This window comes from Mycobacterium gordonae (assembly GCF_017086405.1).
Classification (GTDB): Bacteria; Actinomycetota; Actinomycetes; order Mycobacteriales; family Mycobacteriaceae; genus Mycobacterium; species Mycobacterium gordonae_D.
This window is the reverse complement of sequence record NZ_CP070973.1, coordinates 2,604,212-2,626,914: the sequence shown is the minus strand read 5'-3', so window position 1 is coordinate 2,626,914 and position 22,703 is coordinate 2,604,212. Positions and strand designations below refer to the sequence as shown.

The following is a 22,703-nucleotide window of genomic DNA, read 5'->3' as shown; positions in this document are numbered from 1 at the left end:
GCGGTTCGTTCAGCGCCGTGCACAACGAGGACGAAATCCGATCAACACCACCCTCCAGCGCTCTCGCAAGCGCTACGATCCCCGCCGGTAGGGATTGCGGTCGGGACGCACAGCCTAGGAGCGATAGATGTCTTTTGTCATTGCAGTACCGGACATGGTGGCGCTGGCGGCAGCGGACCTTGCCGATGTGGGCTCGGCACTGACCGCGGCCAACGCGGCGGCCGCGATCCCGACAAATGGGCTGCTGGCCGCCGCTGCTGATGAGGTGTCGAAAGCAGTTGCGGCGGTATTTTCCGGCCAAGCCCGGGAGTATCAAGCGGTGAGCGCTCAGGTGGCAGCCTTCCATAGCCAGTTCGAGCAGCTGCTGAGGGAGGCCGGCACCGCGTATGCGGTCGCTGAGGCAGCAAATCTCTCGCCATTGCAGATCCTCAACCAGGTCCTGCTGAATGTCACCAATGCGCCCATCACCGCCTCGGGCCGCCCGCTGATCGGAAACGGCGCCAACGGTGCCCCGGGAACCGGGGAGCCAGGTGGCCCTGGGGGGTATCTGCTGGGTAATGGCGGCAATGGCGGCTCCGGCGCCCCCGGGCAGGCAGGGGGTGCCGGTGGGTCCGCCGGACTGTTCGGCAGCGGCGGAGCTGGGGGGGCCGGAGGTACCGGTGCATCGGGCGGCAAGGGCGGTACTGGTGGGTGGCTGTGGGGCAATGGCGGTATTGGAGGGGCCGGCGGGGCCGGCGGCGGGGCCGGCGGAACGGGTGGCAACGCGCTGTTCTTCGGCTTCGGCGGCAACGGCGGCCCTGGCGGGGTTGCAATCGGAACCGGGAATGGCGGGGCCGGCGGGGCCGGCGGCGGCGGCGGACGGCTCGTGGCCATCGGCGGGGCGGGCGGGGCCGGCGGCGCCGCCACCAGTGGAATCGGGGGAGTCGGCGGTGCCGGCGCTGTCGCAGATGGCCTGCTCTTTGGCCTCGGCGGGGCCGGTGGGCACGGAGGCGACGCATCCACGGGAACCGGCGGCGCCGGCGGCGCCGGCGGCGGCGCTGTCTCCGCCAGCTACATCGGGATCAACATGGGCATAGGCGGGGTAGGCGGGGCCGGCGGCGCCGGTGTTAGTGGGGGCGCCGGCGGGGCTGGCGGCATCGCCGCCTACGACGGCCTCGTTGGATTCTTCGTGCAGCTCGGCGGGGCCGGCGGCGATGGTGGCACAGCGACCACCGGAACCGCCGGAGCCGGCGGTGCTGGTGGCACCGCTTTTGCCTTCGACCTGTTCGGATTAGCCGTAGCCCATGCCGGTGCCGGCGGAGTCGGTGGGGCCGCCACCGGGCCTGGCGGCACTGGCGGGGCGGGCGGCAATGGTGGCTACGGCTTCGCGACCGTCGGCGTGGGCGTCGGCGGTGCGGGCGGAGGTGGCGGCGCATCGGTTCTCGGCAACGGTGGCGTTGGCGGCGCCGGCGACGATGGCGTGGGGCTTCTGGCCGGTATTGGCGGCATCGGCGGGCACGGCGGCGCGGCTCCGGCTGGTAGCGGGGGCGGCGGCGGCGCCGGCGGTGGCGGCTTCGGGTTCATCGGTGCGGGCGCGAACGGTGGCGACGCCGGCTCCGGAGTCACGATCAACAGTGGCAACGGAGCTAGCGGCGGCAGCGCCTCCGGCGCTCTCGCCGCCTTTGGCGGGGCCGGAGGCGCTGGTGGCCTGGGTACCGGCGGATTCGGCGGCAACGGCGGCAACGCAGAGAGTCTGCTCATTGCGTTGGGCGGTAACGCTGGGCACGCCGGCACTGGCGCCGGGGTCAATGGCGGCCAGGGCGGTAACGGCGGCAGCGCCTCCGGCGCTCTCGCAGCCTTCGGCGGGGCCGGAGCCTACGGCGGCCCAGGCACCAGCGGGTTCGGCGGTGGTGGCGGCGGCGGTGGCGATGCATCGAGTCTGTTCCTCGCAGTGGCCGGCGCCGGCGGCAATGGCGGCGCCGCCTCCACAGGATTCGGCGGAGGTGGGGGCAATGGCGGCGTCGGCGTCGCCTATAGCCCCTTGTTGACCGCCATCGGCATCGGCGGCGCCGGCGGGCACGGCGGTGCCGGTACTAGCGGTGGCGGCGGCGGTTTCGGCGGCGACGGCGTTTCCTACGGCATCGCCGCAATCGATGTAGCGTGGGCCGGCGACGGCGGTATGGGTGGCGCGGCTACCACCGGAACCGGTGGGGCCGGCGGCGGTGCCGGTTTGCCATTTAGTGTAAATCTCTTTGGTTTCGGCCTGTTTCACGGTGGAACGGGCGGAGACGGTGGCTCAGCCAGCGGGGTCGGCGGCACCGGCGGGGCTGGTGGCAACGGTGGCGCAGTCAGCACGATCTGGGGTTTGTACAGCGGTGGCGCCGGCGGGGACGGTGGGGCCGCAACCGGCGCCGGTGGTACCGGCGGCAACGGCGGCAACGGCGGCTCTGCGTCTGGGGCTGGGGTCGGCTTTGGCGGGGCCGGCGGGCACGGCGGCGCGGCTCCCACCGGTACCGGAGGCGACGGCGGTGCCGGCGCCGACGGAGGGGGCATCATCGGCTCGGGTGGCAACGGCGGTGACGCGGGTAGCGGCGTCGGCGCCGCCAAGGGCGGCAACGGCGGCAGCGCCAAAATAGTCAGCAACGGCATTTCCGCCCCGTCCGTATACGGCAACGGTGGCAACGGCGGCAACGGTGTCAACGGTGGGAGCGGCGGCAAAGGCGGGAGCGCCGGCTCGTTGGGCGGCACGCCGGGGAGAAACGGATCGCCGTAGCTGGATGTGCACTGAGCGGCGCGAAGATCACCATGGGTCCGGCGATGCCGCGGATTGCATCGTCGACGTGATGGCCGAGCGCTGCCTTATCGCGATGTGCTGCGCCGTCCGTTCGGGTCTCAGCCAAAGCGCAATCGCCGGCGTTGCGATACCTATTCGCCCATCACACACCCGGGGCGCCAAAGCCTCCATGTGTTCAATTACTCAGTTTGATCGCCGCCGGTTGCTGTCCGGCAGGTACCTGTACCTGACTGGCAGTCGCTCGATCGACGACCACATTTTCGCGCGCCTACATCGTCCCGTGAGGTCCAGTCGGTCTTGTTGTCACGCCGCATCACTGCTACTGGTTCTCGGGCTATCTGCGCCAGCACATCCTCGCCCGGCAGCTCCGCTGCCGACTCGTTCTCTGCGACAGCGTCGTGGAATGCGAGCTCGTCATGCGACAGCGGCGCCGTGAACTTCTTGGCGCCTTGGTTTCGAATTCCGGCGTCAGGTCGGACAGTGACGGCTTGTCCAGCCCCGCCGCCTCATAGAGGTCAATGATGTCGTGGCCTGCGGTCGACGCGTCGACCAGTCCCGAGAGCAGTCGCTTGACTTACTCGGGGATCGGCTTGCCCTCGGCCCGGCGCTGCCGGGCATCGGACTCGCCCATCACCACCCGGACCTTGCTCGTAGAACTTCACCGTCTGCCGCACCTGTCCCACCGTCTCATTGCCCGTGCATGACGACCAAACCAGCGCCAAATGGCTTGACAACGCGCGGAACTGATCACCAAACGTCGGTGGGCCGTGATGCCATCCGCGGATTCCAGGCGACGTTCGATTGACGCCGTCAACGAACTCCCCACAGACAGTCGCCTGATATCGTCTCATCCGCCGATCCACTCCAGCTGCTCCCGAACAACCTTCTCCAACGTTGCCGACTCTTCGAACGCCGCAAGCAATTCCGCCTTCAACCGCGCGATCTTCTCGTTGGTCGGTTCACCGCCATCCTCAACCGCGGCCGCTCCGACATACCGCCCAGGCGTCAGGGCGTAGCCGACGGCCCTGATCTCAGATAGCGGCACCGACTTACAGAACCCCGGAATATCCTCGTAAGTAATGCCTTTCGCCGCTGCCGACGACGACCCGCGCCAAGCGTGGTAGGTGTCACCGATCCGCACAACGTCGTCGTCACTGAGCGCTCGTTCAGCCCGGTCCACCAGGTAGCCCAGTCCGCGGGCATCGATGAACAGCACCTGACCAGATCGATCGACCGAACCCTGCTTGCCGACAGTCTTGTCCTTGGCAAAGAACCACAGGCACACCGGAATCCCCGTACTACGGAACAGCTGCGCCGGAAGCGCGATCATGCAAGAAACCAGGTCGGCTTCTACAATCTGTGCACGAATATGACCTTCTCCGTTGGAATTTGACGACATCGAACCGTTCGCCATCACCACTCCGGCCCTGCCTGCGGGCTTGAGCTTGGACAGAATGTGCTGAATCCACGCGTAGTTCGCGTTGTTGGCCGGCGGCACGCCGAACCGCCACCGCGGGTCTTCCACGTTGCGCGCCCAGTCCTTGATATTGAAGGGCGGATTCGCCATCACGTAGTCCATCTGCACATCGGCGTGCCGGTCGCGCACAAACGTATCGCCCCACCTGCTGCTCAGGCCATTGTGGTCGATGCCGTGGATGGCCAGGTTCATCTTGGCCATCCGCCAGGTTTGCTCGATGCTTTCCTGGCCATAGATGGCGATGTCTTTGGCGTCGCCGTGATGCTCGGCAATGAACTTCTCGGTCTGCACGAACATGCCGCCCGAGCCGCAGCACGGATCGTATACCCGGCCTGTCGCGGGTTCGAGTACCTCAACGATTACCTTGACCACGCTGGGTGGGGTGAAGAACTCGCCTCCCCGCTTGCCTTCGGCGCGTGCGAAATTGCCGAGGAAATATTCATAGACCTCCCCTATCAGGTCTCGGGCCTTATGCTCGCCCTGCCGGCTGAACCGTGCGCTGTCGAACAAGGCGATCAGTTCGGCGAGCCGGCGTTGGTCGACGTTGTCGCGGTTGTACAGCCGTGGCAGCGTGCCAACCAGCGTCGGGTTGACCTCCATCACCGCATCCATGGCCTCGTCGATGAGCCGACCGATGTTCTTGCCAGGTTCGACGTCAACGGCAGCCTTACCTTTGGCGTTCTGCGCCAGGAAATTCCATCGTGCTGTCGGCGGCAATACGAACACGTTGTGGCGATGGTAGTGCTCAGGACCATCGATCAGTTCCTCGATCTGGTCGTCGTTCGTGCCGGCGGCCGCCAGCTCGGCACGAATCGCGTCGCGACGCTCGTCGAACAAATCGGAGACGTATTTCAGGAACACCAAACCCAGAATCACGTCTTTGTACTGACTGGCCGGCAAGGACCCACGCAGCTTGTCTGCCGCCTTCCAGAGCGTGTCCTTGAGCTCCCTGATGGTCGACGGTGCTTGCGGCTCCTGCTTCTTCCGCGGCGGCATGCGTGCATCCTTCCTTTGCCTGCCCCAAAGAGCCTGGTGCGCTGTGAGCCTCCTCGACCTCGACCGCCCACGGCAGCCGCGCCGAGGTCGCTTTGGCGAGGAGTGAAACACTACTCAGCCGAGCCGATTCTGGTTGCGCTAACCCGTCGCCCCGTGTCGGGCAAGCCTCGGCGTTGTGCAGACTGGCCACCTGGTGCGCCGGTCCCCGGGGCAGCATCACCCCGGCCAGTCCACAGGGAATACGGGCAACCGAATTACCCGCCGCCGCCCAGGCCGCCGGAGCCGCCCAACTGCCCCTGGTTAGCGCCGCCGGCCAAACCGGAGTTGCCAACGCCGCCGGGGCCGCCCTGACCGTTGCCGCCGTTGCTGCCCACTCCGCCGGTGCCGCCGTTGCCGCCCTTGCCGCCAACCCCAGCGTTGCCGCCGGCCCCGCCATCGCCGGTGCCCGTGTTGTTACCGCCGGCAGGCGCGTTGAGCCTGCCGCCCATCTCGGTCGACGCTTTCAACCTCGCCCTCAACGGGCCGGCCGTGCAGCTGGCCGACATCCTGACCAACCCATCAATCTGGGCGCGATCAACCTCCCCGCGCTCGCCGTGCCACCCATCGCCGTGGGCGGGCTGGTCGGCCCCGGCCGGTGAGAGCACAATCAGCCCTTACACCAAGGGACTGGGTGGACGGCTTCGGTCAATCGTGACACCAAGGCGAATCGATGTGTCTTGCCGGCGCCGCGACCGCCTTGGCCGGCTCGCCCACGGCCGCAGACCCACCGCCGGATATCACCACCGATAGCAGCGCGTCACGCATCGCCGCCAGCTTCTCCGATTCGGATCGGAGTCGCTCGCACCGTTCACTTAGTGCCGCAACAGCTTTCGCAGATTCGGCGTTCAACCTTCGTACGTCCCGCACCGCAGCACCGAGCAATTCGTGCGGCCGGATCCGCTGGCGGCTACCCGTCACACCCTCGGCCATCTGTTGCAGCGTGGCCAGGATCCGCCGCTGTCGCAACGCCGCCCACAACACCGACGTGTGCACGCCGATCGGCCGCAGCACCACGAATTCGGTGCTCGCCAAGGCTGTTTCGGCGGGAAGACATGCGACGTTCCAGATCCGCGGGATTCTCGGATTCATCCGCGAGAACAAGACGCACGGCTCGGTCAACAGAAACTTGGTGCTCTTGATCGCCAGGGCATCGACCAGCGCGGGCCGCGTACCCGCATCGAATGCCGGGAGACTGTAATGGGCGACAGCGCCTTGAACCCCCCGCGGATCGATGGACGCCGTCGACCGCTCGGCCAGATCCGACAGCGCGGTGTCGTGATCCACCTGCTCGACAAGGGCCGTCATGAGGGCTTCGGCGACCGCGATGACGCGGGCGTTGGCGGCGAGCTTGTCGTCGAATGCACCGAGGAGCGCGCCGATCGGTCGCCGCCGCGAGGCGGATACGGCGTTGAACGGCACGCTGCGCAGGGTGCTCTGACTGAGCGACGGTTGACCTGATCCGGAGCGAAAACGGTTGAGCCCGCAACTCTTGAGGGCGTAGAACCAGTACCGGGTTTCATCAGGGTTCCGGGCCCGCCCGATCAGTGCATTGTCCGTGACCCATACGTCGCCCTCGCAGTAATGCACACTGCCGCAGTGAGAACCGACCCGGCCGATCACGATGAGCGGCCCGCGGGCGTTGCGCTGCGTGGTGTAGCCGATGACCCCGTTGGCGCCGTAGACGGGACGACGTCCCCCGCTCGCTCGGCTCGGCGGAGTGCTACCCGCGGCGAAGTCCAGGTGGTCGCCCAGCACGACCGTTTCCGTCACCAGCCCGCTCACCAGCCCGCCCGTCTGCAGCTGCGCCGCAATTCGTCGGCCAGGTCGCCCCGGCTCGACACACTGACTCCGGCTAGGCCCAACCACGTTGCCATCGAACGTAGTTCGCCGGCCAGGGCGGCGGCGACCCGGGCCCGCGGCCGGTCTGGCTCGGCGAACGCGCCCACCACCTGCAGTATGTCCGCGGCACGATCGGCCTTGAGGTCCACGCGCGCCACCAGTTCACCGTCCAGCAGGAACGGCCAGACGTAGTAGCCGTACTGTCTCTTGGCCGCGGGTGTGTAGATCTCGATGCGGTAGTGGAAGCCGAAAATCCGCTCGACCCGGGGACGGAAGAAGATCAGCGGGTCGAAGGGGCACAGCAGCGCCGTGCCGCGGTCAAGACGTGGCACGGTCTGGCCGGACCGCAGGTAGGCGGGAGCCGACCAGCCGTCGACCTCGACGCGCTCGATCTCGCCGGCCGAAACTAGTTCGGCGAGGGCCGGTTTGACCTGTTGCGCCGACAGCCGGAAGTAGTCGCGAAGGTCGGACTCGGTGCCCAGCCCCAAGGCGGTGGCCGCGCGCTGCGTCAATTCCCGGATCGCTTCGTCGTCACCGACGTCCCTGGTCAGCACCTCCGCGGGCAGCACCCGTTCCACCAGGTCGTAGTGCCTTGCAAACCCCACCCGGGTGGCCGTGGTGAGCACACCGGAGGCGAACAGCGCCTCACACACCCACTTCGTATCGCTGCGGTTCCACCAGGCGCCTTTCGCCCTGCGGGGTGCGGCCTCCAGGTGTGCCTCGATCTGCCCGGCAGTGCTGGGTCCGAGATCGCCGACGGCGGCGACGATGTCGTCGGCCAGTTGCGGATTGGCCTTGACGATGTGGGTGCCCCAGCGACCGTGCCGGTACTGGCGCATCCGCCAGCGCAGCAACGGCCAGTCGTCAATGGCCATCAGCGCGGCTTCGTGCACCCAGTACTCGGCCAGTAGGCGCGATTTCGTCGGACCCCAGGCGGCTCGGTCCAGAATCTCGCGGTCGTAGGGCCCCAGCCGGCTGAAGACCGGTGCGTAGTGAGCGCGCACCGCAACCGATACGGAATCCAGTTGCAAAACCTGGATGCGCGATATCAGCCGCCGCAGGTGGGCACGGGTGATGTCGACTTCGGGCTTGGCGGCGCTAAATCCTTGCGCCGCAACGGCGATCCGTCGGGCCTGAGCGGCGGTCAGCGTGGCGCTGCGGACGACCGGCACGGCGCCGAGAATACCGGCTCGTGCGCGTCTGGTGCGAGACCGCCGCGGGGTCAGCCGGTGCTGACTTTGCGGTCCGAGGGCGACGCGGCGCCGTTCGTTGCCGATTCCGCCGGGGCGTTGCGCTCTGTGTAGGCCGACTGGAGGGCGGCCGGTACCGGTTCGAGGTCGCGGTAGACGCTCATCAGCTGCTCCAGCACGTTGATTCGTTGCTGAGTCGCCTCGTCGACCGCGCGACGAGCCTGCTCGCGATAGTGATCGGCCTCCTGCGTCGCGTCGGCGAGGAGCTGGTCGCGTTCCCGCTGCGCTTCGCGCCAGGCTTCGTCGATGCCCGACTGGGTGTCCGCACGCATGTTGGACAACTCGGAGTCCTGCTTTGCTTTTGTTTCCTCGTACTCGGCTTGCAGCGCTTTCAACTGCTCAGCCATCTCCGCAAGCCGCTCTTTCGACTTCTGCTGTTCGGCTTCGACGTCGGCCTCGGCGGACGCGATCAGCGCCTCCGCCTCGGCGCGCGCCTCGGCCTGCATCTGGGAGACCTCATCGACAGCGCGGCGCAACATCTTGGCCATCCGCTGCTGCATGGCGTGCGACGAGGGTGAGGTGTCTGTGAGCAAGCCCACCTCCTTGCGCAGTGCGGCCACTTCGTCGCCGGCATCCCGCAGGCGCGCCCGCAGGTTCTCGACGTCGTCACGCAGCAACCGCTGCTTGGTGGTCAACACCTCGATGTGTGCATCCACCGCTGCTGGGTCGTAGCCCAGGAATTTGCGCGAAAACGTCTTCACGGGTTCGGTTACCACTGTCATTTCCCCCTTCTAGACATGCTTGATACCCGGTGAGACCGCCCCCAAGCCGAGTATGTCAGGTCAATCGGCGCGCAGACCTCGGCCGCTCACGGACGAACGTAGCTGTGAAACCGGTAGCGCAGCCCCGCGCGGCTGACCTGCCACTCCCCCGTTTCACCATGCCACGACTCGTCGAGCACCGGCGCCAGCGCGTCCTCGTCGTCGCGCGGCAGGTCGATATCGACTTCGGTGACCTCACACCTGCTGGCGTGCGGTAATGCCAGCGCATAGATCTGGCCGCCACCGATCACCCAGGAATCCGGGTCGCTCAGGGCTTTGTCCAACGAGTCGACCACCTCGGCGCCGTCAGCGGTGAAGCCGCTCTGGCTGAGCACGATGTTTCGCCGACCAGGCAGTGGCCGGAAATTCTCCGGCAGCGATTCCCAGGTGCGGCGGCCCATCACGACCGTGTGACCCATGGTGATCTTCTTGAAGTGGGCCAGATCCTCCGGCACTCGCCACGGTATGTCGCCGCCGCGCCCGATCACGCCAGAGGTCGACTGAGCCCAGATCAGGCCCACGTCTTCGTTGCCCGTCATACAGCTACAGGCGCCTTGATTGCCGGGTGCGGGTCGTAATTCTGTACGACGACATCCTCGTACGTGTAGTCGAAGATTGAATTTCTTGGGGCGAGAATCAGTTTCGGGTACGGACGGGGGTCGCGGGTGAGTTGCAGCTCGACCTGTTCGACGTGGTTGTCGTAGATGTGACAGTCGCCACCGGTCCAGACGAACTCACCGATGTCCAGCCCGGCCTGGGCAGCCATCATGTGCGTGAGCAACGCGTAGCTGGCGATGTTGAACGGCACTCCGAGGAACAGGTCGGCGCTGCGCTGATAGAGCTGGCAGCTCAGCCGGCCGTCGGCGACGTAAAACTGGAAGAACGCGTGGCAGGGCGGCAGCGCCATCCGCGGGATCTCGCCGACGTTCCAGGCCGAGACGATGATGCGCCGCGAGTCCGGATCGGTGCGCAGCAGATGCAGGGCGGCGCTGATCTGGTCGATGTGTTCACCGGTCGGGGTGGGCCAGGACCGCCACTGCACACCGTAGACCGGGCCCAGATCGCCTGTCTCGCTTGCCCATTCGTCCCAGATCGTGACCCCGTGCTCGTGCAGCCAGCTGACGTTGGAGTCGCCGCGCAGGAACCACAGGAGTTCGTAGACCACCGACTTCAGGTGCACCTTCTTGGTGGTGAGCAGCGGAAAACCGGACGACAGGTCGTAGCGGATCTGCCTGCCGAACAGGCTGCGCGTGCCGGTGCCGGTGCGGTCGGATTTGGCCGTGCCCGTTTCGAGCACCTGACGCAGTAGGTCTTCGTACGGCGTCGCAATCGGCACGGGGCCAGCTTAGCGGCGATCGCAAGCACGGCGCAGCCGGGCGCGGCGGGTCGCCGCCAGCAATCCCGCGGCGATCGCAAGCACGGCGCAGCCGGGCGCGGCGGGTCGCCGCCAGCAATCCCGCGGCGATCGCAAGCACGGCGCAGCCGGGCGCGGCGGGTCGCCGCCGATGGACACGCCGTGCTGGCCGCGGAGTAGAACAGGAAATATGCCGAAGATCACCGACACCGTCACCACACCCGACGGCAGCTGTCCCGTCACCCTGTTCACACCCGACGGCACCGGCCCCTGGCCCGGCGCGGTGATGTTCCCCGACGCCGGCGGCGTGCGGGACACTTTTGATCAGATGGCGGCCAAACTGGCCGGACTCGGTTACGCCGTGTTGCTTCCCGACGTGTACTACCGCGAGGGCGATTGGGCGCCGTTCGACATGGCTACGGCGTTCAGCGACCCCAACGAACGGGCCCGGATCATGTTCATGCTCGGCACCGTGACGCCGGACCGGATCACCCGCGACGCCACCGCATTGTTCGACTATCTGGCCGAACGCCCCGAGGTCCGCGGCGAGCGCTTCGGCGTGTGCGGCTATTGCATGGGCGGACGCATCTCGGTGCTGCTGGCCGGGCGCCTTCCGCAGCGGGTCGCGGCGGCGGCGTCCTTCCATGGCGGCGGCCTGGTGACCGACAACGAGCACAGCCCCCACCTGCTGGCCGACAAGATGAACGCCCTGGTGTACGTGGGCGGCGCCGAGAACGATCCGTCGTTTACCGCCGATCAGGCGGAGCAACTCGACAAGGCACTGACCGCAGCGGGCGTGCGGCACACGATCGAGTGGTATCAGGCCGGGCACGGGTTCGCGGTCCCGGACAACCCGCCGTACGACGCCGCCGCCGCCGAACGCCACTGGGCTGCCATGACGGAGACTTTCGCCGCGGCGCTTTGACTGGTCAGCCGAAAAAGCCTTGCAAGGCGCGGGCCAGCTCTGCGGGCCGCTCCTCCTGGACGTAGTGACCGGCACCGGGAATTCCGATCTCGGTCACGTTTCTGGCGGTCAGACGCAGACTGTTGGCGCTGAGCGCCGTTTCACCGCCGACCCGGAGACCGCCAGCGTTGGCATCGCGAGCGGGGCGCCCGCGCCTTGCCGATTGTGATCGGCGTCGACGTAGAGCGCCCGGTACTGGCCCAGGGCCGCGGTGAGGCGACCCGGCCGGGCATAGGAGTCCGCGTAACAGTCGACGGCGCCGGAGCGTTGCACCGTGGGGCTGCCGATGAAGCGGTCGAAGTACTCGTGTTCGCGGCCGCTGATGAGCAGTTCGGGGATCTGCGGCTGCATGAAGAACGGCAAATGCGGAAGTCCCGCTACTGGCAAGCGGAAATCGAGCAAGGGGTCGAACCCGAAGCCGGGGATGACTGCCCCGGACAGCACCAGGTGGCTGACTTCCTCGCGGTACCGACGCGCATACGCGTAGGCAGTCCACCCACCGGTATCGTGGCCGACCATCACCGTGCGGGTTACACCGAGTTCTTGGATGAGGGCGTGCATGTCATCGGCGAGGCTGTCGGCGTCGTAGGCAGGCCCGGTGGAGGAGTCGCCGACTCCCCTCAGATCCGGCGCGATGACGGTGTGCTGCGCAGCCAGCAGCGGCATCACCTGACGCCAGGTCCACCAGGTTTCCGGAAACCCGTGCAACAGCACCACCGTTGGCCCGTGCCCACCGATGACGTAGTGCACCCGTACCCCGTCGACCGTGGCGCTGCGATGACTGAAGCCGTCAAGCTTGGTGGTGCACGAAGCCGGCGTTGCGTCGTCCGACGCGCAACACACCAGGCTGAGAGCCAGCAGAACAACACCGAGGAGCTGACGCAGGTTCATCCACAGGGAATCGGCCGGCACGGGTCCCGCGAAACCCCGGCGCTCCGCTTCGGCCCGCGAGCAGCTCCCCTTCGACCGGCGAGCAGACGCGTAAACGAACCTTTTCCAGTGCTTTGGCGTCTGCTCGCGCTACTAGGTGGCCGGAAGATCGACCAACTCGCCCAGCCGGGAACGGTGCCGATAGGCGGTACCCAATGCCAACTGGTCACTCTTGGCGCGCTTGAGGAACAGGTGCGCGGGATATTCCCAGGTCATTCCGATGCCGCCGTGCAGTTGGACGCACTCCTCGGCGGCGTGCACCGCCGCCCCACTGCAATAGGCCTGCGCGAGCGAAGCCGCGATGGCCGCATCCGCATCGCCGCGGGCGCTGGTGTCGGCGGCGTAGCGGGCGGCGGAGGTGGCCGAACTGACCTCGAACCACACGTCGGACAGTCGATGCTTGACTGCCTGGTAGGAACCGATCGCGCGGCCGAACTGCTTGCGCTCCTTGACATATGCCAGGGTGGTGCCGAAGCACCACTGCGCCACCCCGAGCTGCTCGGAGGCCAACAATGCCGCGCCGGTCTGCAATGCCTCCGCCACCGCGTGCGCGCCGGCACCGACGGCCGTCGAAGCGGCCCCCGAGAACCGCACGTCCGCAAGGGGTCTGGTCATGTCCAGGGCCAGTCTCGGCGACACGTCGACCCCGGCGTCGTCACGCGACACGGTATGGAGCTCAAGCCCGTCCGATCCGGCGACGGGGACCACCAGCACGTCGGCCTCAGCAGCGCCCGCCACGCTGGTTACCTGTCCAGTCAAGCCGTTCGCGCCGTGAGCGATCCCGGTCACCGCATCCCAGGGCGCGGTGGACAGTGGAACCACCAATGCCGCCGTGACTGTGCCGGAGGCCAACGCCGCCACCGTCTCGGACTCACCCGCGCGCACCAGGGCGACCGTGGCGAGCACGGCACTGGACAGGAACGGCACCGGCGCCACGGCCCGCCCGATCTCCTCCATCACGACCGCGGCCTCGCGGGCGCTCGCGCCGGCCCCGCCGAGCGACTCCGGGATCAACAAACCAGCAACTCCCAATTCCCCGGCCAGCGTGCGCCATACCGCCGAAAAATCCTGCAGCGGTGCGTCATAGCACGTTGTCACCGATTCCAGTGGGCACCGGTCGGCGAACAGCTGCCGAACGCTGTCGCGCAGTGCGTCCTCGGTATCGGAATACAGCAGATCGCTCATCGGGGCAGGTCCTTCCACGCGACGGACTTGTCCACCCGATGCTCGCCGGGCAGACCCAGCACCCGTTCAGAAACGGTGTTGCGCAGAATCTCCGAGGTGCCGCCCTCGATCGAGTTGCCTCTGGCACGCAGGTATCGGTAGCCGGGCTCGCGGCCGATCAGGTCGACGGTCTCGGGCCTGCGCATGGTCCAGTCGTCATAGCGAAGTCCCGCCTCACCGTGCAGCTCGATCTCGAAGCCCGAAATCGCTTGCGCGATGCGGGCAAAGGCGATCTTCATGCCCGCCCCCTCCGGTCCGGGCTGACCGCTCACGGCCTGCTGGCGCACCCGCTCACCGGTGAGGCGCAGCACCTCCGCGTCCACCCACAGCCGCATCAACTCGTCGTGCATGGCCGGGTTGCGCAGTGCCGCATCGCTACGCCAGGCATTGGCGACCTTGCCGATGTGGCCACTCTCGCGCGGAGTGCCGGCGCGCGAACCAATCGCCACCCGCTCGTTGTTCAGCGTGGTGGTCGCCACCCGCCAACCGCCGCCCTCGGGACCCAGCCGGTTGGTGTCGGGCACCCGGACGTCGGTGAGGAATACCTCGTTGAACTCCGCTTCACCGGTGATCTGGCGCAACGGCCGGACCTCGACGCCTGGCTGCGTCATGTCACACAAAAAGTAGGTCAGCCCAGCGTGTTTGGGCACATCCGGGTTGGTGCGTGCCACCAGGATCGCCATCTGCGCGAGCTGAGCTTGCGATGTCCACACCTTCTGCCCGTTGACGATCCAGTCCCCGCTGCCCGAACCGTCTCGTACGGCCCGGGTGGCCGCGGCCGCCAGGTCTGATCCGGCACCGGGTTCGCTGAACAATTGGCAGTAGATCTGTTCGCCGGTGAACAAGGGACGCAGGAACTTTCGCTTTTGCTCGTCGGTCCCGAACGCCATGATCGTCGGCGCCGCCATGCCCATGCCGATGTAGTTCTTCACGGTGCCGCCGACGGGCGCGCCGGCAGCGGCCAACTGCCCGTTGACCCGTTCCTGCGCAGTCCGCGGAAGGTCCAGCCCCCCGAAACCGACCGGCAGATGCACCCACGCCAGACCCGCGTCGTACTGTGCGCCCAGAAAGTCCCGCGCCGGGGTGGTGGTCGGGTCGTGCTCCCTGAGCAGCGCCCGGACCAGCGCGTCCAACTCAGCCTCGGTGGTCACTGCCCGCCGCCGGATTGATAACCCTGCGCCGGTCCCAGCAGCAAGCCACCGTCGATCACCAGCGTCTCGCCGGTGATCCAGCTCGCCGCATCGGAAACCAGGAAAGCAACCGCGCCGGCCACATCGTCGGGCTCACCGATCCTGCCCAATGCGATCGATGCCGCCAGCGGGTCCTCGTGATCCTTCCACAGCGCTTCCGCGAGGCGGGTGCGAACCACACCGGGGGCAATCGCATTGACCCGGATGCGGGGTGAAAGTTCCAGTGCCAGTTGCTTGGTCACGTGTATCAAGGCGGCCTTGGTGGCGTTATACAGGCCCATGGCCGGCGACTGGTGCATGCCCCCGATGGAGGCGGTGTTGACGATCGCGCCGCCGTGCTCACCCATTCCCGACTTGACCACCAGCGATGTCCACAGCAGCGGTGCCCACAAGTTGACGTCGAAGATTTTGTTGAAGCGCGCGTGGTCCTGGTCGATCAGTGGGCCGTAGGCCGGGTTGGTGCCGGCGTTGTTGATCAGAATGTCCACCCGTCCGAACCGCTCGATGGTGAGGTCGACGCAGCGCCGCGCTGCGTCCTCGTCGACCGCGTGTGCGCCCACGCCGAGGGCGCGGTCACCCACCTGCGCCGCGGCCGCATCCGCGGCTTCCTGCTTACGAGCGGTCAACACCACGTTGGCGCCGGCGTCCGAAAGTTTCTGCGAGATCGCCAATCCGATGCCCCGCGAGGCGCCGGTGACGATGGCGGTGCGGCCGGTCAAATCCAAAGAGGTCATCTGTATCCGCCTTCTGTCGCGAGACCGCCGACTTTTTTCCTTAACGGGTTTGAATGTGTGCCCACGTGGTATGCGATTGAAATGTTAGCGAAACTGAATTTCCTCAAACCACTGGTGGTGGCCGGGGCTGTCGCTACAGCGATCGCCGCGGCGCCGATGGCCACGGCTGACGGTGTCGCGGCCGGGCCGGGCACTACCAGCACCGGAATCACCCACTTCATCCCGCTCGACCCGGGCGGCGGCGGCTGCGACGCCAACGGCAATTGCGGTTCCGGCGGCACCGACCAGGGACCCAACGGCGGTCCCGGCGGGCAAGGGTGCCTCCCGGGCGTCGGCTGTGGCAATGGTGGTCAATTCTGGGGTCCGGGCGGTGTTCCCGGCGGGGAGGGCTGCCTGCCGGGCGTCGGGTGCGGCTCGGGCCACGCCTGAGCCTGGCACGCCAAAGGGTCCAGGCCCGTTACCGGTCAGCGGTCCCGGAGCCCGGTGATCCAGGCCCGGGACTCGGCCGGGTCGATCACGTCGTCGAGTTCGAAAGTGGTGCCGGCGCGCAACGCTTTGCCGTGTTGATAGGCGGCCGCAACAAGCTTGTCGAATAACGCCTGGCGCTGCGCCTCGTCCGCGGCGGCGGCCAACTCTTTACTGAACCCCAGTCGCACAGCGCCTTCCAGGCCCATGCCACCGATTTCTCCGGTGGGCCATGCGACGGTGAACTGCGGCGCGCGGAACGATCCGCCGGCCATGGCCATCGCGCCCAGACCGTATCCCTTGCGCAAGATGATCATTCCGAACGGCACCGTGAGTTGGGCCCCCACGATGAACATCCGGCCGAACCGCCGTACCGCGGCGTCCTTCTCCGCTTCGGGCCCAACCATGAATCCGGGTGTGTCACACAGGGATACCACCGGCAGCCCAAATGACTGGCACAGAGTCAGGAAGTCACCGACCTTGTCGGCCGCCTCGGCGTCGATCGCGCCGCCGAGGTGGTGGCTACTGTTGGCAATCAAGCCGTATGCCACACCCTCGACGCGGACCAGCGCGGTGACAACGCCCACGCCGTAATCGGGACGCAGTTCCAGCACCGAACCGACATCCACCACGCTGTCGATCACCCGGTGCACATCGTAGGCGCGTAACCGGTTCTGCGGCACCACATGCCGGGCCATGCGTGGATCCGGAGCTGCCCAATCGGCAACCTCGCCCTGGAAATAGGCCAGATACTGTTTGGCCAGGGACACCGCGTGCGCCTCGTCGCGGGCCGCCAGGCTCACCACTCCGTTGCGGCGCTGTACCTCGATCGGCCCGATCGCCTCGGGCGGATAGACGCCGAGTCCGCCACCCTCGATCATCGCAGGGCCGCCCATGCCGATGTTGGCGTCCGGGGTCGCGATGATCACGTCGCAGACCCCGGCCAGGGCGGCGTTGCCGGCGAAGCACCGCCCGGAGACGATCGAAATGAGCGGGACCCGTCCGGACAGTCCGGCCAGCATGCGGAACGTCGGCACATCCAGACCCGCCATCCCCCCGACGTCCGTATCACCCGGCCGTCCACCGCCGCCCTCCGCGAAAAGCACCACGGGCAACCGCTTTCGGGCTGCCAGTTCGAAGATCCGGTCGGTCTTGGCGTGATTCCGCATGCCTTGCGTCCCGGCCAGCACGGTGTAGTCGTACGACACCACGACGGCAGCCGCCGCCGGATGCCCGAAGCGATCCGCACCGATCGTCGCCAGGCCGGCGACCAGGCCGTCGGCCGGGGTGTTGGCGATCAGGTCTTCTTCGGAGCGCCTGCTGCGCTGAGCGGCGATGGCCAGGGCACCGTACTCGACGAAGCTGTCCGGATCGACGAGGTCGGCGATGTTCTCTCGCGCAGTGCGACGACCCAGCTTATGCCGCTTGGCAACTGCGGCCGGACGCCCGTCATCGAGGGTCATCCGGTGCCGCTGACGGACCTCGTCGAGATCCTCTCGCGGACGGTCGAGGTCAAGGGCGGCCGAGATGGATCGGCCCGCGGACCCCGAACCGGTGCGGACGAACACCACCAGCGGATCCCCGGTGCCGACCACCTGACCGGGGGCGACCAGAGTGCGGATCGTGCGCAGTGCGTCCGGCGCGGCCACGACGTGCTGCATCTTCATGGCCTCCAGCACCACCACCTGCCCGTTGGCACCGACCTCCGCGCCGTCGGGCGCCACCTCGACCACAGTGCCGGCCAGTTGGGCACGCAGCACCTCCTCGCCCGGATAGAGCTCGACGGCCATGACGACCGGGTGCTGACGCTGATGGGTCGTCGCCGCGGCGGCCAACTCCGCAAATTTGCCGTCGAGGAAGGCCGTGGACACGGCACCACTTTGAAATTCCTTGTCGGACAACACCTCCCGCAGCACTGAAATGTTGGTCGCGATCCCCTCGATACCGAACTCGCCCAGGGCCGTATGCGCCTTGCGCGCTGCAGCGACGAATGACGCGCTCCGAACGTGGGTGATCACCTTGGCCAGCAGCGAATCGTATCTCGGGCTGGGCGCCAGGCCCGGTCTTCCGTAGGTGTCGACGCGCACGCCCGGACCCGTCGGCGGGGCGAAGACGGTCAGGGTGCCGGCGCTGGGCAGCACGCAGCCGTCGGTTCCGAACGTCTCCATGTTGACCCGGGTCTGAATCGCGATGCCCGCCCCCGCGGCGGGCTCACCGACGACTTCGGTTCCATCCGAGGCGATCCCGGCGGGTACCGGCAGTTCGTCGTACGCCGCGCCGTCGGCGATGTCCAGTTGGACGGCGACGAGGTCCACGCCGGTGACTGCCTCGGTGACGGTGTGCTCCACCTGGATACGCGGATTGATCTCCAGAAAGACGAAGTTGTCGCCGCTGACTAGGAATTCGACGGTGGCCACTCCGCGCAGCCCCACCCTCGCGCACAGCCGCACCGCCGCCTGGTGTAGTGCGCGCCGCAGGTCGTCGGAAAGATGCTGTGCCGGAGCGATTTCCACCAGCTTCTGGTAGCGCCGCTGGACGCTGCAATCCCGGTCGCCGAGCGCGAGGGCGCGGATCTGGTGGCCGGCAGGTGCGGCGACGATCTGTACTTCGATGTGTCGCGCATCGGTGAGCAACGCTTCGGCGAACAGGGCCGGGTCGCCGAAGCCGAGTCGCGCTTCGGCGGCGCATTGGCGATAAGCCTCGTCGATCTGGTCGACGCGCTCGATCCTGCGCATGCCGCGCCCACCGCCACCGGCCAACGCCTTGAGCATGATGGCGCCATCCTGAGCGGCGAAAAATGCGCGCACATCGTCGACGCTGCTCGGCCCGTCGGTGGCGGCCAGCACCGGCACCCCGGCGGCAACCGCTGCCGCACGCGCCGAAGACTTGTTGCCAACCAGCTCGAGGACTTCGGCGGACGGACCCACGAACACGTAGCCGGCGTCCGCGCAGGCGCGGGCGAATTCGGGGTTCTCGCTGAGGAACCCGTAGCCGGGGTGGATCACCGCCGCGCCGGACGTCTTCGCGGCAGCCAGAACGGCGGCGTGGTCGAGATAGGCGGCTACCCCGTTGCCCGGCAAAGCGATCGCCTCGTCGGACGCATGCACGTGGGGGCTGTCGGCGTCATCCTCGGCGTAGACCGAAACGGTCCGCAGCCCCAGTTCGGTTGCGGTGCGGACGATGCGGAGAGCGATCTCGCCCCGATTGGCGATCAAGACATCGCGCGGTGATGGCCGCATACGCCACAGCGTACGGTCCGGTTCAGAATGTATGCTGCCTGGGCAGCACGACCGGCTTGACGCCGTAACGAGGCCCCGGGTACCCACGGCCGCTGAAGATGGCCGCGACACTTCCCGGTGCGGGCGGCAGTTCCTGGGGCGCTTCTTCGCTGTCGGGCACCGCCCAGTAGGTGCCGTCCACAGCTGGGGCGGCAGACGGTACGGGCGCGGAGTTCGACCAACTTATGGGCACCGAGAGCTCACCGACCACATGTGCTCTGCCCAGCCCGGCGACGATCGGCGTCGGCTCGGCGAACCCCGGCTTCGCCGAGTGAGCAGCGGTGCCCGGCGCAGCGCCATGGTGGGCGGCCGCCGCGTGGCCTATCTCTTCTGCGTCGGCGTCGTCGTCCCCGCCACTGCCGATCTGACCCACCGAATAGTCCCAGTAGGTAGCCCTGTTGTGGTCGAACGTGCCGGCCCACCAGAGTTCGGACCGATCGAACGCCATGATCATGTCGAGCAACGGCGACCCGGTGGCCGCCGGCGCTTCGGCGGGGCCGGCGAGACTCAGCACCGCATCAGGGCCCTGACTGACGACGGTGCCCAGCGCCGCCTGCTGCGCCGAAGCCGAACCCGACGCGACGGCTTCGGCAATAGCGGCGGCCTGACTTGGGACGCCGGCCGGATTGATGATCTCCGATGGGCTGACCAGCGGGTCCAGCCGCCCCGCGGCCGCCGAGGATGCCGCATATCCGTACATGGCCGCGGCGTCGCGAGCCCACATCTCGCCGTAGCGTGCTTCGGTCACCGCAATGGCCTGGGTGTTCTGTCCGAGCAGATTCGTCTCGGTCAGTACGGCAAGCTGAGCTCTGTTAGCCACCACCTCTGCCGGGTGGACCGTCATCGCAAACGCCGTCTCGTAGGCGGCCACCGATGACATGGCCTGGGCCGCCGCGCACGCCGACGACTCGGCGGTGTAGGCCATCCAGGCCAGAAAGGATTGCGCCGCGGCGACCATCGACAGTGACGCGGAACTCATCCATGCGTCGGTGCTCAGCCTCGAGATGACGGCTTCGAACGAGGAGGCGGCCGAGCGCAGCTCGTCGGCAATTCCGTTCCAAGCGTCAGCGGCGGCCAGCATCGGGGCCGCGCCGGCGCCGGTGTACATGCATGCCGAATTGACCTCTGGCGGTAGCGCTCCAAAGTCCAACAACAAATCCCGTTTAGTCCTGCGGTCCACCGGGCCGACGGCACTAAGACGCCGATGACCCCCGGACCACATCGGCAACCAGTCGGGAGAATTTTACCTCGCGGTGAATTAAAGACCTCTCGCCAACTCGGCGTTCTCATAGAGACTTCCAATGAATCAAACAACAACGTGCTTGGGCATGACGATCGGTTTGAATCCGTAGCGCGGCCCGGCGAGGCCACCACCGCCCTTGGCCGCCAACGCCATACCGGGTGCACCGGGAACACCGCCGAGTGCACCGCCTTCTTCCGGTACCGACCAACCACTGCCGTCGGCGGCCGTCGCCCCGGCGGTGATGACCGGCGCGGCGGTGGACCAACTTGCCGGTACGGAAAGGCCGCCGACCAACGACGCCGCGCCCAACACCGGGCCGCCAGCCGCGCCGCCGATCGGAGCCACCGCGTTCGCCACCGCGGCGGCGCCGGCCGTACCGATCCCCGCAGCCGCTTCGGCTGTAGGCAGGGCGGTATCGAGCGTGTGCTGCAGGAAAATCGCCGTTGTGATCCCGGCGGTGGTAAACCATCCCGCCGTGTTCACGGCACCGTTGATGGTGTTCTGCACGAACGGGACGGCCAAGATATCGGTGATGTCCTGCACGACCGAATCCAGCGCCGCCGCATTCGCTGCCGCGGGAGACGCGAGGCCTGCGACGGCATCGGGAATGTTGCCGATCAGATAGTTCAGGCCCGACTGCCGCGCGGCAGCGAAGGCCTCTCCCACCGCCGCGGCCTGGTTGGCGATTCCGGCAGCGTTGGTGGCCGACGCCGGCGGCGCCAACGGGGTTAGCTTGCCCGCGGCCGCCGAAGCGGCCGCGTACCCGTACATGGCAAGGGCGTCTTGAGCCCACATTTCGCCGTAATGCGCCTCGGTGGCTGCGATGGCAGGGGTGTTCTGTCCCAGCACGTTGGTCGCGACCAGCGTGGCCAGCAGGGCTCTGTTCGCGGCGACCTCCCCCGGCGGCACGGTCATCGCGTAGGCCGCCTCGAACGCGGCCGCCGATGCGACGCCTTGGGAACCCGCCCGCGCCGCGGCTTCCGCGGCGTAGGTCAACCACGCCAGGAAGGGTTGGGCCGCGGCGGCCATGGACAGCGAGGCGGAACCCAGCCACTGCTCGGTGGTGAGTTCAGAGATTACCGACTCGAAGGTATCCGCTGTCGCACTGAGCTCAACCGCCAAACCGTTCCACGCCGCTGCGGCCGCCATCATCGGTGCTGCGCCGGCGCCGGTGTACATACGCGTGGAGTTGACTTCCGGAGGCACTGCGCCAAAGTCCATCATCGTCAATCCTTCCCGGCACTCAGACGTTCACCGGCCGGGCCATGACCATGGGCTTGACCCCGTAGCGCGGCGCCCCGAAACCGGTACTGCCCCGGCCCGTCGACACCATCCCCGGCATGCCAGGCAGCAGCGTCATACCCGGCGGCGACGAGGGCGCTGCGAGGTTCCAGCTCGAGGATTTCGGCGTGGCGCTGGATACCAGGGTGGCCGGTCCGGCCCAGGGCGACGGGGCCGACAGCCCACCGATCGGGGCGGCTGCGACCAACCCGGCCGCGACGGGCGCCTGCCCGGCTCCCAGCGCCGTAGCCCCCGCCAGACCCGCGGTGTCGGCTGCGCCCTCGACCGCACCCTCCTCGAATGGCACCAACAGGCCGCCGTTTGCCAAACCGACCAGATTCGACGCGGCCGAGGCCCAGTTACCGACCCCGATATTGACGATGTTTGCGATGTCGGCCAGTGGCGAGTCCGTCAACGCAGCGGGTAATGCTGCGGCTGCCGAATTGGCCGACTCGGTGGCGGAGTAGGTCTGCGCGCTGAACCCCAGCGTGTTGACGAACGTGTCGTACATCGCCCCGGCTTCGGCGCTGACCTGTTGATAGAGGGTGCCGTAGGCAGCGAAGAGAGCGGCCTGCAGCGCCGAAATCTCATCTGCCGCAGCGGGAATCACGCCAGAGGTGGTCGGGGCTGCGGCGGCCGCGTTCTGTGCGGCCTGCTGGGCTCCGACGGTCTGCAGTTTCCCCGCCGCGGCGGTCAGTTCTTCCGGCTGTGCGGTCAAGAAGGACATGAGTTGCTCCTCGTAGGTGAAGACGGCTGGGACCGTGGTGCTCGCCGATGTCCGCAACCCCGTCCGGTCGAACTGCGCCGATTCACGGCTTCGTAACATCGCCATATTCAGCGTGTCACCTTGTTGTGGTGGCGGTGCGAAAATCACCCGCGCGGCGCGGGATTCTTCCGGCGCATGC

19 protein-coding genes are annotated in these 22,703 nt (G+C 67.6%); 3 read left to right on the top strand and 16 right to left on the bottom strand.

Annotated features, from left to right (window positions below):
- The first annotated feature begins 127 nt into the window (after window positions 1-127).
- On the top strand, window positions 128-2,752 hold the full coding sequence (locus tag JX552_RS11210) for a PE family protein (protein WP_205877489.1): 2,625 nt from the start codon (window positions 128-130) through the stop codon (window positions 2,750-2,752).
- A 200-nt stretch (window positions 2,753-2,952) separates the two neighbouring features.
- On the opposite strand, the gene JX552_RS32240 is transcribed toward JX552_RS11210, so the two are convergent.
- The 8 genes from JX552_RS32240 to JX552_RS11170 form a co-directional block, all read right to left on the bottom strand.
- The gene (locus JX552_RS32240) at window positions 2,953-3,198 is read right to left on the bottom strand and encodes a type I restriction enzyme endonuclease domain-containing protein (RefSeq protein WP_241011122.1); all 246 of its coding nucleotides are present in this window, start codon (window positions 3,196-3,198) and stop codon (window positions 2,953-2,955) included.
- Window positions 3,199-3,620: 422 nt separating this feature from the next.
- Window positions 3,621-5,246: a class I SAM-dependent DNA methyltransferase gene (locus JX552_RS11200; RefSeq protein WP_205877488.1), complete on the bottom strand. Its 1,626-nt coding sequence runs from the start codon at window positions 5,244-5,246 to the stop codon at window positions 3,621-3,623.
- Between the two features lie 254 nt (window positions 5,247-5,500).
- A complete protein-coding gene (locus tag JX552_RS11195) occupies window positions 5,501-5,752 on the bottom strand; it encodes a hypothetical protein (protein WP_205877487.1) in 252 nt (83 codons plus the stop codon).
- Between the two features lie 178 nt (window positions 5,753-5,930).
- Entirely contained in the window at window positions 5,931-7,055 is a 1,125-nt protein-coding gene (locus JX552_RS11190; RefSeq protein ID WP_241011003.1) for a restriction endonuclease subunit S, read from the bottom strand.
- Window positions 7,056-7,063: 8 nt separating this feature from the next.
- Complete coding sequence (locus JX552_RS11185; protein ID WP_205877486.1) at window positions 7,064-8,296, bottom strand: winged helix-turn-helix domain-containing protein; 1,233 nt, start codon at window positions 8,294-8,296, stop codon at window positions 7,064-7,066.
- 50 nt (window positions 8,297-8,346) lie between these two features.
- Window positions 8,347-9,090, bottom strand: a complete 744-nt coding sequence (locus tag JX552_RS11180; protein WP_205878370.1) for a DivIVA domain-containing protein — start codon at window positions 9,088-9,090, stop codon at window positions 8,347-8,349.
- A gap of 92 nt (window positions 9,091-9,182) precedes the next feature.
- Complete coding sequence (locus JX552_RS11175) at window positions 9,183-9,674, bottom strand: dihydrofolate reductase (RefSeq protein WP_205877485.1); 492 nt, start codon at window positions 9,672-9,674, stop codon at window positions 9,183-9,185.
- Window positions 9,671-10,471: a thymidylate synthase gene (locus tag JX552_RS11170; RefSeq protein ID WP_205877484.1), complete on the bottom strand. Its 801-nt coding sequence runs from the start codon at window positions 10,469-10,471 to the stop codon at window positions 9,671-9,673. The genes JX552_RS11175 and JX552_RS11170 overlap by 4 nt, the downstream gene beginning before the upstream one ends.
- A gap of 208 nt (window positions 10,472-10,679) precedes the next feature.
- Between JX552_RS11170 and JX552_RS11165 the strand changes: the two genes are divergently transcribed.
- On the top strand, window positions 10,680-11,414 hold the full coding sequence (locus JX552_RS11165) for a dienelactone hydrolase family protein (RefSeq protein WP_205877483.1): 735 nt from the start codon (window positions 10,680-10,682) through the stop codon (window positions 11,412-11,414).
- 108 nt (window positions 11,415-11,522) lie between these two features.
- Here JX552_RS11165 and JX552_RS11160 read toward each other — a convergent pair whose 3' ends face one another.
- The 4 genes from JX552_RS11160 to JX552_RS11145 form a co-directional block, all read right to left on the bottom strand.
- Window positions 11,523-12,365 carry an alpha/beta fold hydrolase gene (locus JX552_RS11160; RefSeq protein ID WP_205877482.1) on the bottom strand — a complete coding sequence of 281 codons (843 nt, stop codon included), beginning with the start codon at window positions 12,363-12,365 and terminating at the stop codon, window positions 11,523-11,525.
- A 111-nt stretch (window positions 12,366-12,476) separates the two neighbouring features.
- Window positions 12,477-13,568, bottom strand: a complete 1,092-nt coding sequence (locus JX552_RS11155; RefSeq protein WP_205877481.1) for an acyl-CoA dehydrogenase family protein — start codon at window positions 13,566-13,568, stop codon at window positions 12,477-12,479.
- A complete protein-coding gene (locus tag JX552_RS11150; RefSeq protein WP_205877480.1) occupies window positions 13,565-14,758 on the bottom strand; it encodes an acyl-CoA dehydrogenase family protein in 1,194 nt (397 codons plus the stop codon). The genes JX552_RS11155 and JX552_RS11150 overlap by 4 nt, the downstream gene beginning before the upstream one ends.
- Window positions 14,755-15,531, bottom strand: a complete 777-nt coding sequence (locus JX552_RS11145; RefSeq protein ID WP_205877479.1) for an SDR family oxidoreductase — start codon at window positions 15,529-15,531, stop codon at window positions 14,755-14,757. Before JX552_RS11145 ends, JX552_RS11150 begins: the two co-directional genes overlap by 4 nt.
- Before the next feature lie 81 nt (window positions 15,532-15,612).
- On the opposite strand from JX552_RS11145, the gene JX552_RS11140 reads away from it, so the two are divergent.
- Window positions 15,613-15,960 carry a PE-PGRS family protein gene (locus JX552_RS11140; protein WP_205877478.1) on the top strand — a complete coding sequence of 116 codons (348 nt, stop codon included), beginning with the start codon at window positions 15,613-15,615 and terminating at the stop codon, window positions 15,958-15,960.
- A gap of 35 nt (window positions 15,961-15,995) precedes the next feature.
- Here JX552_RS11140 and JX552_RS11135 read toward each other — a convergent pair whose 3' ends face one another.
- From JX552_RS11135 to JX552_RS11120, 4 genes are all read right to left on the bottom strand, one after another.
- Window positions 15,996-19,235 (bottom strand): acetyl-CoA carboxylase family protein, encoded by a 3,240-nt coding sequence (locus tag JX552_RS11135; protein ID WP_205877477.1) that lies wholly within the window; start codon window positions 19,233-19,235, stop codon window positions 15,996-15,998.
- A 22-nt stretch (window positions 19,236-19,257) separates the two neighbouring features.
- On the bottom strand, window positions 19,258-20,424 hold the full coding sequence (locus JX552_RS11130) for a PPE family protein (protein WP_205877476.1): 1,167 nt from the start codon (window positions 20,422-20,424) through the stop codon (window positions 19,258-19,260).
- 156 nt (window positions 20,425-20,580) lie between these two features.
- Window positions 20,581-21,738 (bottom strand): PPE family protein, encoded by a 1,158-nt coding sequence (locus JX552_RS11125; protein WP_205877475.1) that lies wholly within the window; start codon window positions 21,736-21,738, stop codon window positions 20,581-20,583.
- A 22-nt stretch (window positions 21,739-21,760) separates the two neighbouring features.
- Window positions 21,761-22,525 carry a PPE family protein, SVP subgroup gene (locus JX552_RS11120; RefSeq protein WP_205878369.1) on the bottom strand — a complete coding sequence of 255 codons (765 nt, stop codon included), beginning with the start codon at window positions 22,523-22,525 and terminating at the stop codon, window positions 21,761-21,763.
- Window positions 22,526-22,703 lie beyond the last annotated feature (178 nt).

Bases quoted from the DNA above. Each gene is read 5' to 3' on its own strand.
- JX552_RS11125 (WP_205877475.1), bottom strand. From the start codon at position 21,738: ATGGACTTTGGCGCAGTGCCTCCGGAAGTCAACTCCACGCGTATGTAC.
- JX552_RS11120 (WP_205878369.1), bottom strand. From the start codon at position 22,525: ATGTCCTTCTTGACCGCACAGCCGGAAGAACTGACCGCCGCGGCGGGG.
- JX552_RS11135 (WP_205877477.1), bottom strand. From the start codon at position 19,235: ATGCGGCCATCACCGCGCGATGTCTTGATCGCCAATCGGGGCGAGATC.
- JX552_RS11210 (WP_205877489.1), top strand. From the start codon at position 128: ATGTCTTTTGTCATTGCAGTACCGGACATGGTGGCGCTGGCGGCAGCG.
- JX552_RS11175 (WP_205877485.1), bottom strand. From the start codon at position 9,674: ATGACGGGCAACGAAGACGTGGGCCTGATCTGGGCTCAGTCGACCTCT.
- JX552_RS11145 (WP_205877479.1), bottom strand. From the start codon at position 15,531: ATGACCTCTTTGGATTTGACCGGCCGCACCGCCATCGTCACCGGCGCC.
- JX552_RS11165 (WP_205877483.1), top strand. From the start codon at position 10,680: ATGCCGAAGATCACCGACACCGTCACCACACCCGACGGCAGCTGTCCC.
- JX552_RS11155 (WP_205877481.1), bottom strand. From the start codon at position 13,568: ATGAGCGATCTGCTGTATTCCGATACCGAGGACGCACTGCGCGACAGC.
- JX552_RS11140 (WP_205877478.1), top strand. From the start codon at position 15,613: ATGTTAGCGAAACTGAATTTCCTCAAACCACTGGTGGTGGCCGGGGCT.
- JX552_RS11200 (WP_205877488.1), bottom strand. From the start codon at position 5,246: ATGCCGCCGCGGAAGAAGCAGGAGCCGCAAGCACCGTCGACCATCAGG.